Annotated in this window: 12 protein-coding genes; 10 read left to right on the plus strand and 2 right to left on the minus strand. The window is 59.3% G+C overall.

Features of this window, described 5'->3' with window-relative positions:
- The first annotated feature begins 36 nt into the window (after positions 1–36).
- The 4 genes from OIU37_RS20820 (at position 37) to OIU37_RS20835 (ending at position 3,402) form a co-directional block, all read left to right on the plus strand.
- Entirely contained in the window at positions 37–1,725 is a 1,689-nt protein-coding gene (locus OIU37_RS20820; RefSeq protein ID WP_264258887.1) for a glycoside hydrolase family 32 protein, read from the plus strand.
- Positions 1,726–1,768: 43 nt separating this feature from the next.
- The gene (locus OIU37_RS20825; protein WP_171603301.1) at positions 1,769–1,954 is read left to right on the plus strand and encodes a hypothetical protein; all 186 of its coding nucleotides are present in this window, start codon (positions 1,769–1,771) and stop codon (positions 1,952–1,954) included.
- The gene (locus tag OIU37_RS20830; protein ID WP_130766784.1) at positions 1,866–2,054 is read left to right on the plus strand and encodes a hypothetical protein; all 189 of its coding nucleotides are present in this window, start codon (positions 1,866–1,868) and stop codon (positions 2,052–2,054) included. Before OIU37_RS20825 ends, OIU37_RS20830 begins: the two co-directional genes overlap by 89 nt.
- A 208-nt stretch (positions 2,055–2,262) precedes the next feature.
- Positions 2,263–3,402: an ROK family transcriptional regulator gene (locus tag OIU37_RS20835; protein WP_171603302.1), complete on the plus strand. Its 1,140-nt coding sequence runs from the start codon at positions 2,263–2,265 to the stop codon at positions 3,400–3,402.
- A gap of 8 nt (positions 3,403–3,410) precedes the next feature.
- Here the strand turns inward: OIU37_RS20835 and OIU37_RS20840 are convergent, their stop codons facing one another.
- Positions 3,411–4,457 carry a Gfo/Idh/MocA family protein gene (locus tag OIU37_RS20840; protein WP_264258572.1) on the minus strand — a complete coding sequence of 349 codons (1,047 nt, stop codon included), beginning with the start codon at positions 4,455–4,457 and terminating at the stop codon, positions 3,411–3,413.
- 370 nt (positions 4,458–4,827) lie between these two features.
- Here OIU37_RS20840 and OIU37_RS20845 point away from each other — a divergent pair, with 370 nt between their 5' ends.
- From OIU37_RS20845 to OIU37_RS20870, 6 genes are all read left to right on the plus strand, one after another.
- Positions 4,828–6,126, plus strand: coding sequence for an extracellular solute-binding protein (locus tag OIU37_RS20845; RefSeq protein WP_129417338.1), 1,299 nt, complete (start codon positions 4,828–4,830; stop codon positions 6,124–6,126).
- Between the two features lie 142 nt (positions 6,127–6,268).
- Positions 6,269–7,198: a carbohydrate ABC transporter permease gene (locus OIU37_RS20850; RefSeq protein WP_171376781.1), complete on the plus strand. Its 930-nt coding sequence runs from the start codon at positions 6,269–6,271 to the stop codon at positions 7,196–7,198.
- Entirely contained in the window at positions 7,195–8,037 is an 843-nt protein-coding gene (locus OIU37_RS20855; RefSeq protein WP_011649125.1) for a carbohydrate ABC transporter permease, read from the plus strand. The genes OIU37_RS20850 and OIU37_RS20855 overlap by 4 nt, the downstream gene beginning before the upstream one ends.
- Before the next feature lie 38 nt (positions 8,038–8,075).
- Positions 8,076–9,314 (plus strand): ROK family transcriptional regulator, encoded by a 1,239-nt coding sequence (locus tag OIU37_RS20860; protein ID WP_171603307.1) that lies wholly within the window; start codon positions 8,076–8,078, stop codon positions 9,312–9,314.
- A gap of 47 nt (positions 9,315–9,361) precedes the next feature.
- Positions 9,362–10,216 (plus strand): sugar phosphate isomerase/epimerase, encoded by an 855-nt coding sequence (locus OIU37_RS20865; RefSeq protein ID WP_264258573.1) that lies wholly within the window; start codon positions 9,362–9,364, stop codon positions 10,214–10,216.
- A 22-nt stretch (positions 10,217–10,238) separates the two neighbouring features.
- On the plus strand, positions 10,239–11,300 hold the full coding sequence (locus OIU37_RS20870) for an ABC transporter ATP-binding protein (protein ID WP_171603309.1): 1,062 nt from the start codon (positions 10,239–10,241) through the stop codon (positions 11,298–11,300).
- A 275-nt stretch (positions 11,301–11,575) separates the two neighbouring features.
- Here OIU37_RS20870 and OIU37_RS20875 read toward each other — a convergent pair whose 3' ends face one another.
- Positions 11,576–12,049, minus strand: a complete 474-nt coding sequence (locus tag OIU37_RS20875; RefSeq protein ID WP_171603311.1) for a ProQ/FINO family protein — start codon at positions 12,047–12,049, stop codon at positions 11,576–11,578.
- Between the last annotated feature and the right edge of the window lie 195 nt (positions 12,050–12,244).

Here is a 12,244-nt window from a genome sequence, read left to right on the forward strand (position 1 = left end):
GCGAACCAAATGGAAAACCGGAAAAGTGACCCGTTGATGCAGCAAAACCTGTTCCTACCCCCGGGGTACCGCTTGGAATTTTGGGCCGCGGGCGACGGCTTTTTTCGTATCGACATTGGCGGGAAAACGGTTTGGCAGGTTCTGTCATTTGCCATCCATCCGGAGTTTTTCAAATATCACCACAGGGAAACTTGCGAGGTCACCATTGTCACCAATGCGCCGGACGCTGTTCTGTGGGCCTATGGGTATCAGCCTCAAACCGTGAACGAGACCGGTATAACAGTGTTTGAATTCTCGGAAAAAGGGATCCTTCAACGCACCGGCGCAGAAATTGAAGATTGGCTTCGGTCTGATCCGGATCGTCCTGCGCTTCATTTCTCGCCAATCCGGCAATGGATGAACGACCCCGTAGGTCTCTGCAAGATCGACGAGCTATGGCACCTTTTTTATCAATTTCATCCCGGCGGCAGTGATTGGGGACCGATGCACTGGGGACATGCGACCAGCCACGACCTGGTCAATTGGCTTCACATGCCGGTATTTCTGCATCCAGAACAAAACCTGTGGCGTCTCGGCGCCACGGGAGGCGCATTCTCCGGCAATGCTTTTCGGGATCGAGATGGAAGTTTGATGTTCTTTTACACCGAGCGCCTGCCTGCCTATGACCTTTTCAAGGGCTATCGGGAAATTCAGAAAATAGCGCGTCCAGATCGGCTGATGATCAAGGCGGAAGGCATTGTGACGGTGCTGGAGCAGCGTCCCGATGGGGTCGAGCACGATTTCCGCGATCCAAAGGTTTGGTGGGATGACGCAGCCAACGCCTATCGCATGATACTCGGCGCATCGATCGAAGGCGATCCCGCGGTGTTGTTGTTCGGCTCCGCCAATGGCCTCGATTGGCAATATCTCAGGCCGCTCTACCGTGCACCGGTTAATTTCCGCCAAGAAGGCGCGCGTGCGGTGGAATGCCCGGATTTCTTTCGGCTGGAGGAAAAGTGGGTTTTGGTGATGGGTTTTGTTGGCCATGTCGAGCCACGAACACGGCGCCACAATCTCCTTTATGCCCTGATCGGCGAGTTTATCGACGACTGCTTCGTACCCGACATGCCGGAACTGCAATTGCTGGATTTCGGCACCGATTATTATGCGATGCAGAGTTTCGAAGCGGGAGGGCGCCAGATCGCCTTTGCCTGGCTTTTCAATTGGGAATATCGCAAGCCCGAGGGCTCAGCCTATTCCGGGGAGATGTCCCTACCACGTGTTCTAAGTTTGAGTGAAGACAAGAAGAGGCTGCGGATGCTGCCGACGATCGAAGTCGACGATCACTTTGCCGTTGCCCCAATCGTCGAGGACCAAAGCGGCAAATTCTCGCTACCGATGGCTCCCATTGAAATCCGCCTTTCCGGAGCTCTGGAGGGCAGCAAGGTCGTTGCGACGCAGGGCGGCGAACTTGCCTTCGAGGTGGGCGTCGCTGGCGGTATCCTCTCGATCCGGCTCGCCCAGGATGACGGCTCGATCCACTACGTGGCGGAGCTTGGCGACGGAAAGGAAATTCGTCTGTTTCATGATTGCGGAATCATCGAGATTTTCGCCAATGGCGGAACTGTTTGTGGAACCCGTCGCGGCTACGCGAATATCAACCCCGACTACCTGGAAATCTCATCGTCCGCTTCAACGCGGGTGCTGGAAAGGGATGCGAAACGCTGCTGTGCTGCCGCAAGATGAGCTGTTGAATGAAACGCTTGGGCCTTCGCGGAATAACGAGATCTTGATCGACAACAACAGTTATCGAAACCCCCGTCGGCCCTATTTGACCGAGAATTGCACTGATATCGCAGATTTCAGGCAGCGCTGGGGAGGGTGGGATGCTTCAAGTCCGCAAATTATTGACAGCCGCGACAGCCGTCATCGTGGTTGCCGTATCGTCGTCATCCTGCACGACAACCTCGAATGACTCGATGCAAACCGGCTCGGTTGGATATAGCAGCGTCGACTATGGGCTCAGACCTGCCTGCCGCGACGGCTTCGGCAACGATCGTCCCTGCAGCTATTAGCGACCGATAGAGCGAAGCTCCGATTGCCGTGTAGTTTAGACGATCTGTTGACGCATTTTGCGGCATTCGGCCGCCGCGCTTCGTCACCCCCGTGATGGCCCTGATCCCGATTGATAGGACGTTGTGCCCAAAAAGCGGCTGCTAAGCTCGGCTTTCCCATAGCCCGTGGATGAAGTACACAACCGGAAAGGCTTTAGGATAGACAGTCATGCGGTATCTTCGGTCAGGGCCGCGTCGGCTTCACACTCAGGAGATGGGCGCCCCACGCGCTAAAACAGTCGGTCTGCGGTCGGGCGAAATCGCCGACCGGAATATTCGCGTCATTCTGGAGGCGATCCGCCGCCATGGCCCGCTGACGCGGATGGAGCTTGGCCGGCATTGCGGCCTGACCGGGCCCGGCATCACCAATATTCTGCGGCGGCTGGCCGAGGAAAAACTTGTCACCTCCAACCGTCGCAATGGCCTCGGCGGAGGGGCCACCGCTACCGAGTTTGCCTTGCGCCCGGAAGGTGCTTTCTCGATCGGCGTCAAGCTTCGCCCAAGGCGTGGTGAGGCCGTGCTCATCGATCTGAGTGGCCAGGTCCATGACCGGGTCTATATCGAGCTGGACCCCGCAGACAAAGTCGGCCTGGTGCATGCGGCCGTCAGGGATATGGTCGATCGCCACGCGACATTGCCGATCATGGGGCTCGGCATCGCCGCCAACGACTGGACAGAGGATCAAAGCGATCAGATCGCCGTGATGTCGACGATCGCGCGTCCCTATGTCGAGAACGAGTGCACGGCGAGCCTTCTCGCCGAGCGCACGATCGGCAGCTCCGGCAGGGAAGGCGGACTTGCGATGATCATCATCGACGACGACGTTCAGGCCGGCTTTCTCATTCGCGGTATTCCCTATTCCGGCGTGCATGGCCGGGCAGGCAGCATCGGCGAAATGCTGACCGGTCCCGACAATGTCCAGCTCAATACCGTCGTCGGTTTCGAGTCCTTGCGATCACGGATCGGCGACCAGGCATTCACCCGCCTGCTGAAGGGCGAGGAAATCTCCTCGCCGTCACTGTCGCAATGGATACGGGAGGCCGCTGGCCATCTGCTCGACCCGATCATCGCCATGGCCGGTTTTCTCGCGCCGAGCGTCGTCATGATCGGCAGCGATCTGCCGCAGGGCGTGATCGAAGCGCTGATCCATCAGCTTTCCATCGAGCGGCGCGACACCTCGACGAGGCCGTTGCTGACGCCCTGGATTTCGCCGATGAAACCCGCAAGCTTCAGCGGCGGCGGCGTTGCGCTCGGGGCAGCACTCCTGCCCTTCCTCAACACTTTGCTGCTGCCGCCGGCTTCGGCCTGATGGCCGGGTCAGGCGAGCGCTTCATCGGTGTGGCTGAGATCGGAGGCCAGCGCCTTGTCCAGGACTTTCTGGATATTGGCCGCCCGCCGGAACGAGGGTTCCTGGGTCCTGCCCGCCCGTACGGCCTGGACGAAACGCTGGTAGTTGGTCTCGACCGGATCGAAGGGGACGTCGCGCCAGGTCGCCGTGTGCACGTCTTCTCCAAGACAGGCGCGTAGCGTCGATTTTCCGGTGTCGTAGATCATCTCGATCGAGCCGGTTTCGCCATAGACCCTGAGGCGCAGCTGATCCATCTGTCCGGCCGCCGTGCGCGTCGCCTGGATCGTCCCGATCGCGCCATTGGTGAAATCGACATTCATCGTGAAGCTGTCATTCGCATCAAGATCATACTCGCCGATCTTGTGGCCTGGCGCCTTGTCGAAGGTCTTCAGCCGCGCGAAGACATGAGCGACGTCAAGCCCTGAACCGTATGATGCAAAATCGACGATGTGAATTCCGATATCGCCGAGCGCCCCGTTGGATCCATGCTTCTTGCTCAGCCGCCACAGCCATTTGCTTTCGCTCTTCCAGTCGCCCCAGTGACGACCGACCAGCCAGCTTTGCAGATGGGATGCCTCGATGTGCCTGACCTCCCCGATTTCGCCGGCGAGTACCATCTGCCGGCCTTTCTGAAGGGCGGGCGAATTGCGATAGGTGAAATTGACCATGCCGACCTTGCCCGATCGCTCGATGGCCTCGGTCATCTCCATGGCCTTGACGGCATCGGTGGCGAGCGGCTTTTCGCAGAAGACGTGCTTGCCGGCGGCAATGGCCTGAAGCGTCGTCGGGTGGTGAATGCGGTCCGGCGTGACGTTTGCCACTGCGTCGAACTCGCCCCAGGCGAGAGCATCCTCGAGGGTCGTGAAGTGATTGGCGATGCCATGTTCGGTGCAAAAGGCCGCGAGCCTTTCCGGGACGACATCGACGCCGCCGACGACACTGACGCCTTCGATTGCCCTGAAGTTGGCGGCATGCTGGTTGGCCATTCCGCCGGTACCGAGAATGAGTAGACGCATCTTATCCTCCATGGAATTAACTTCCCCGCCGCAGTTCAGTCGGGGCAAAACCACACTCACGCCATCGCAGCCATCCGCGATTGCCTCGTGCTCTTCTTCAGGAAAATTGCTTTGGACGCGCCGCGCGCCCACAGGACGCTTCATCACTTCACGGCGCGGATCCTTTCCGAAAATCGATCTCGATTTTCCGGAACTGTGCACTAGCTGCTGTTGATTGTCGCCAGCATCTCAACCTCCCAGGTTCTGTCCTCCCAAGCTGTGGCTTGACATCAAATCAAAGTAACTTAATCTAATTAATGCAGCACGGAAATGAGGAGAGGTCAACTGACCGCCAAGGCTGTATCCGTTCAAAATGGGGAGGAGACCCATCATGAAGAGCGCCACCGTCAGCGCATTTGCGCTGAGCACACTGTTATTTTCAGCATCTGTTTCATTTGCCCAGGAACTTGCCACTAAGGACAGGATCGGCCTCGCCGATGCGCCAAAATCCCTCGTCGTCCGTTTGACGAACGATAGTCCGAACAATTCGGATCCGGCGATCGCCGAGGGCTACCAGAAGCTCTTCGTCGATTTCATCAAAAAGCATCCGGACTGGAAATTGCAGCTGCAATTCATGTCCTCGGACATTGGAACCGAACAGGCCAAGATGCTGGAGCAGGCCAAAGCCGGCAACGCGCCTGACTGCGCTGCGGTCGACTCGTTCGTTCTTTCGCAGTTCATGGTCAATAATGTTCTTGCGGACTTCACACCGTATTTTTCGAAGGAGGAAGTGGATGACCTGTTCCCCTTCATCCGCAGCGGCATCACGGATAAGGACCAGAAGGTCCGCGCCTGGTGGTGGGATACCGACCTTCGTGTGCTCTACCGCAACAAGTCGATCGTGGCGGATGCGCCGCAGACATGGGACGATCTGAAAAAGGCCGCGCTCGCCTCCACCAAAGAAGGCATGGAAGGCGTTCTCTTCAACGGCGGGCGCTGGGAAGGGACGACGTTCGACTGGCTCGCGAATTATTGGGCGCTCGGCGGCAAGCTCGTCGACGACTCGGGCAAGCCAGTGTTCGGCGAAGGCGAGAACAAGGAGAAATTCCTGAAGGCGCTGAATTATTTCAAGGATCTCGTCGATTCGGGTGCCGCGCCCAAGCGCGTCAGCACGATCGCGAATTACGACGATATGAATGCTGCGGCCGCAGCGGCGACGACGGCTCTCTTCATCGGCGGCAACTGGCAATATGCGCAGTTGAAGGCCACGCTCGACGAGGACGAGTTCAACAACTGGACCTTCTCGCCGATCCCCGGTCCCAGCGCCGATCAGCGTTCGACCGGCACCGGCGGCTGGACGATCGCCTCCTTCAGCAAGGACAAGGACAAGATCGAGATGTGCGCCAACCTCGCACGCGAGGTCTATATGGGGCCGGCAAACGCGCTACAGCAGCAGTTGCCGACCAGGAAGTCGCTGTTCGACAAATATGAGGTCTTCTCCACCGAAGCCAACAAGACCTTTGCCAAGGCTCTGGTCGACGGACAGGCACGCCCTGGCGTGCCGATCTATCCTGAAATCTCCAACCAGATCCAGATCATGATGGGCGACGTGCTCTCAGGGACCAAAAAGCCGGAAGACGCTTTGAATGCCGCCTTCAACGCAGCATTGGAGGCTTACAAGCGTCTGTGATGTCACGGCTAAATCGCGACCTGCCCCTCATCCGGCTGCCGCCACCTTCTCCCCGCTTGCGGGGAGAAGGTTAGGGTGAGGGGCAGCCACCGGCACGAACAGGTCAGTCGTGCTCAAATGCCAACCCCGGACAGAGAAGCCAATGAGCCCCATTGCCATCGAGGCCGACAGCCCGCCTCAAAGCAGAACGTTCATGCGCCGTTTCGCCGGTGCGCCCCTGCCCTGGATCATGCCTGTGATCGTCGTCATCGGCATCTTCTACCTTTACCCCGTCATCGACGTTTTCAGGCTTTCATTCACCAATGCCACGCTGATCGGCGACAATCAGGATTATACGCTGGGGTCGATCACCAATGCGTTGAGCTCGCCGCAGCTGCCCGACATTTTATGGGCGACCCTGATCTTCGTCGGCGGCAGCGTCATCGGCCAGCAAATTTTAGGTCTTGCGGTCGCCGTCGTGGTCATCCGCGGCGAAAAGCGCGGCCTGTTCGGCACCACCATACTCAGAACGACGGCGCTGGTTGCCTGGGTCGTTCCCGGAATTGCCGGCGGCATCATCTGGCAAATGCTCTTTTCCGAAGCGCCTTATGGTGCTCTGAACAGCATTCTGCGGTTGATGCACATGCCGACGGTCGCCTGGCTCTCGGATCCCTCAATCGCACCGTGGTCTACCCTCATCTCCAACATATGGCGCGGCACGGCATTTTCGATGGTCGTCATGTATGCGGCGCTGAAGTCGATCGATCCCTCGCTCTATGAAGCGGCCGAGGTCGACGGTGCGACGGCATCGCAGCAGTTTTTCTTCGTCACGCTTCCGCAGCTGCGCGCGGCAATCCTCGTCAACATGATCCTCATTACGATCCAGACGGTGAATACCTTCGATGCGATCATTACGCTGACGGGCGGCGGTCCGGGGCGTGCGACCGAGGTCATCTCGCTTTACGTCTTCAATATCGTCTTTAGAAACTACGACCTGTCCGGCGGCAGTGTGCTCTCGGTGCTCATGCTGATCATCAGCCTCGGGCTCGCCTTTATCTATGCGTCGTTCCTGCCGAAGGAGGAAGAGCAATGAGCGGACGGACCGGAACGCGGCTCGGCGATGCCATGAGCTATCTGTTCATGCTGGTAATGTTCGTATTCTTCGCCGGCCCCCTCACCTATCTCCTGTCGATGGCGATGCGTGACAAGCGCGAGATCTATCGCGGCGCGGCGCGATATATTCCCAACAATCCCACCATCGACAATTTCATCACCGTTTTGAACAACAGCTATTTTCCGATCTATCTCTGGAACGGCCTCAAGCTTGCCGCCCTCAGCGGACTGGGCGTCCTGATCGTCGCACTGCCCGCGGCATATGCTTTTTCCCGCTTTCAGTTCCGGGGCAAGGGCCTGTCGATGATGGGGCTGCTGCTTTTCCAGATGATCTCGCCGCTTGTCATCATGGTGCCGCTCTACCGCTACATGAACCGCCTCGGCCTACTGGACACGCATTTTGCCGTCGTCATGGTCTATATCGCGCTTGGGGTTCCGCTGGCGACCTGGCTCTTGAAGAGTTCGGTCGACGGCATCCCGCGCAGCCTCGACGAAGCGGCGATGATCGATGGCTGCAATCGATTTTCGGTCTTCTGGCGCATCATTCTGCCACTATCGGCGCCGGGGATAGCCTCCGTCTTTATCATCACGGTGATTGCCGGCTGGTCGCAATTTCTGGTGCCTTTTCTGTTGCTCACGAAAAATGATCTGATGCCGATCGGCGTCGGCATCTTTAACTTCCGCGGCATGCAAACCGACTCGTCCATCCAGCTGCTTGCCGCCGCCTGCCTGATTGCGGTTGTTCCGGCGATCGTCGCCTTTCTGTCGCTCCAGCGGCTGATCCTCGGTGCGATGACCAGCGGCGCGGTCAAGGGATGACGAGCGGTTCAGGCTATGCGCAAGGAAGGAATTCGAGCATGAACCAGACACTCGGCGCCAGGCTGTCCCCGGATCTGACCGGCGCCAATGTCGAAGATGCAGGTGAGCACAACAGGGCCGTCGTCCTGCGCTGCATTCATCGTCAGGCGCCGATTTCGCGGGCCGAAATCGCCAGGCGGACGGGTTTTACCAAACCGGCAATCGCCCGGATCGTCGATCGCCTGCTGGACGAGGGCCTGATCATGGAAGCCCGCCGGCGGCATGGGCTGAGAGGCCAGCCGGCGATCGAACTCGAAATCAATCCGGATGCCTGTTTTGCCATCGGCATCAACATCGATCGCGACCATTTGACGATCCTGGCCGTCGATGCCGTCGGCAACGTCCGCGCCCGCGTACACCACGAGAAACGCTTCATTCTGCCGGCGGAGTTCTTGCAGCTCACGGCAGATGCGATTTCGCATTTCCAGCGCAGCCGGCTCATCGACGACGCGCGTCTGGCCGGCATCGGTCTGGCGATGCCGGATTGGCTTGGCGAGATTTCGCTCCTCGGCAAGCCCGAGGCTTATCAGGAATGGACGGCATTCGATGTGCGCGCCGCACTGGAGAACCTGACGCAGCATCCCGTCTTCATCGAAAACGAAGCCAATGCCGCAGCCCTTGCCGAACTCGATTACGGACTAGGCGCTGAAAGCAGCAGCTTCTTCTATATCGCCATCAATCCATGCCCGGGCGGCGGCCTCGTGCTCGACGGCAACGGCCATCGTGGCGCCATGGGCCTCAGCGGCGAAATCGGCTGGCTGCCGATCGCCGACGGCCGGGACGGGAAGGCCCATAAGGTTCAGCTTCTCGGCGAGATATTCTCGCTGTTCTTCCTCTATGATTTCCTCGCGCAGCACGGCGTCGAGGTGAGTGTTCCCCACGACCTGCTGACGCTGGATGCGCATGGCAGGCGCCTCGTGTCACAGTGGCTGAAGGAAATGAGCGCGCATCTGGCAGTCGCCGTCAAGCATATCGGCATGGTCGTCGACCCCGACGCCGTCCTCGTCGGCGGCAGATTGCCGATCCGCATCGTCGACGAATTGCTGCGCTACGTGCATGAGCATCTCGATGCCGATGACACCAACCTTCCCTCGCTTCATCGCGCCTCGCTCGGAGAGGATGCCTCTGCCATGGGAGCGGCGGCCATGCCGATGGCAGCAGCCCTGATGCTCGCGTCGGCCGACGCTGCACAACGCACACGTTCGCCACTCAAGAACATGGATCGCCTGAACAGTTGAAACAGCCGCATGGCCCCAGGGATTTTGGCGAAGATAGGAGGATTTTGGTGAAGATCGGCTTTTACACCTCGACATTCAACGATCGCCCCTTGGAGGAAGTGGTGGATTTCGCCGCATCGGCCGGTTTCGACGCCATCGAGATCGACGTCGGCGGCCATATCAAAACGCCGGATAGGGTGGAAGCTGCCGTCGCGCTCGCGCGTAGTCGCGACCTCTTTGTGTCGTCGATCACCTATTTCGGCAATCAGCTCGATGCCGACCGGGCAAAACGAAAGGCACTTCGGGAAACGACCGCCGAATTCGCCGGCGCAATCGGGCAAGCGGGCGTCCCGATCTTTGTGATCTTCCCGGGCCGGGACGACACCGCAAGCGACGAAGCCAACTATGATGATTTCGCCGATTTCGCCAACGGGCTGATCGCGCAGACGGAGCCCTACGGCCTGACGTTTGCAATCGAGAACTGGCCAGGTCCGAAGGACGATTTCATCGGAACGACACCAAGAGGGTGGCAGGAGCTTTTTCAGAGGATCGGGGATCCCCGTTTCGGCCTGGAGTTCGATCCCTCGCACCTCATTCGAATCGGCGTCGATCCCTATCAGGCGATGGAGGCGGTGAAGGATCGCATCGCCATCCTTCATGCCAAGGACACGGCAATCGATCCGGAGAGCCTGCAGGCTGTCGGTTATCACGGCAAGGGCTGGTGGCAATACAAGCTGCCAGGGCTCGGCCTCATCGATTGGCCGAGGTTTCTGCGCCAGGCTCGCGGGGCTGGTTTCGACGGCACGCTGTCGATCGAACACGAGGATGCCGCCTATGGCTGGCCGGGCAAGAACCTGGCCGCGCGTAAAGTCGGCGAGCGCCTCGGCCTCGATTATTTGAGAAATGTTCTGAGCGGACTTTGACAGCGATTTCGGGAGGACGGCAATGGCCCATGTTTCGGTCAACAATGCGCGCAAGGACTACGGCGCGTTCAAAGCCATCAAAGGCGTATCGGTCGACATCGGCGACGGCGAGTTCGTCGTTCTGGTCGGCCCCTCGGGCTGCGGCAAATCCACGCTTCTAAGGATGATCGCGGGCCTCGAGGGTATCACCTCGGGGCAGATCCAGATCGGCAAACATATCGTCAACGAGCTTGCCCCCAAGGATCGGGACATCGCCATGGTGTTTCAGAACTACGCGCTCTACCCGCATATGACCGTTGCCAAGAACATGGGCTTTTCGCTGCGGCTGAAACGGATGCCGAGGACGGAGATCAACCAGCGGGTCGGCAACGCCGCGAAGATTCTCGGTCTCGAAAGTCTCCTGGAGAGATATCCCAAGCAACTGTCGGGCGGCCAGAGACAGCGTGTGGCGATGGGGCGGGCGATCGTGCGCGACCCGGCCGTCTTCCTCTTCGACGAGCCGCTGTCGAACCTTGACGCCAAGCTCAGAGTGCAGATGCGCTCTGAGATCAAGGAACTGCATCAACGGCTGCAGACGACGACCATTTACGTCACCCATGACCAGATCGAAGCCATGACCATGGCCGACAAGATCGTCGTCATGAAGGACGGCCTGATCGAGCAGTCGGGTTCTCCGCTGGAATTGTACGATCGTCCGAACAATCTTTTCGTCGCTGGCTTCATCGGCTCCCCGGCGATGAATTTCATCAGCGGCAACATGACGGAAGATGGGTTTCGAACCGCCGACGGCCTGCTCCTGCCGAGTGACCGGCACCCGCCCGAAGCCGTGACCTACGGCATTCGCCCCGAGCATATCCGTTTGGACCCGGGCGGCATTGAGGTCACGACGGTTGTCGTCGAGCCGACGGGTTCGGAAACCCTGGTCATTGTCCGGCTGGGGGCACAGACGCTGACCTGCGTCTTCAGGGAACGGATCAGGGCAGCTCCCGGCGAGGTGCTGAGGATCGCGCCGATCCACGATACCGTCCACCTGTTTGGAAAGAACGAGCAGCGGATCACATCAGGTGAAGCGCCGTTGAACTGAGCCGGCCGATTGCCCCTCCCCTTCGGCCGACGCCGGCCGGGGGCGCGTTTTCCGCGCCCCCGATGCGGCCGAGCTCATCGAGCGACTACGTCGCCCCTGTGAATGACGGTTGCACTACGCAAGAACGCACAATGACTGCAAGGCGGATATGAGACGCTGATGTCATCCTGCTCTAAAGCGCGTCGCGATCTTTCAGATTCGCGCCATGCGCTTTAGGTCTTTGTTTTTACGCATGTCGTTGTCGCAAAACCACTGCACACATTTGCGCGACATGCTTAGCTGGCGCCGTTCCTTTTGCCGAGGAGGGCTGCGCGGATCTGCTCGCTTTTGCTCAACAGCGGAGCGGGGACCGGTGCTGTCTGCTCGGGCGCGTCGGCTTTGCCGGTGTTCTGCTTGAGGCTCAGGAAGCGCTTTTGCGCGACCAGCCGGTCTTCGGGCGACAGTGGTTCGACGGGTTCACCGTCAAGACTATGGCGCATGGAATCGGGCTGGGCGCTGGCGAAATAATAGCGCCGGCAGTGGACATAGGCAGCGGTCGCCCGCCTGAGCGTCGTGACGCCTGCATCGGGCTTCAAGAGCGGGCGGAGTTCGTTGAAAAGGCCGACGGCAAAAGGAAGGATCGGATCGCCCTCCTTGGCCGGAAGGACGCCGACCGGCCGGATCAACAGCACATTGATCGCGTTTGCCTTCTCCACGTCGAGCTCGGTTGCCGCAATCGGTCCGCGGCTGATCTTCCAGGGCTTGTCCATGCGTCCTCCATGTAACGTCCATAGCGATCGACTGTGATGGTATCTTGACGGACAGGGCGAGTAACGGAAGTCGCACATCGTCGGTTCCACTGCAAGCAGCCAAGTGGCGAAGAGCCGCTCCCGGGACCGATATGGCCCAGCGTCTTCGGCTGCCGTTGCATCTAATCGTTTTTATCGAGGAATATGCATTGACCT

The organism is Rhizobium sp. BT-226, from assembly GCF_025847085.2.
Classification (GTDB): domain Bacteria; phylum Pseudomonadota; class Alphaproteobacteria; order Rhizobiales; family Rhizobiaceae; genus Rhizobium; species Rhizobium sophorae.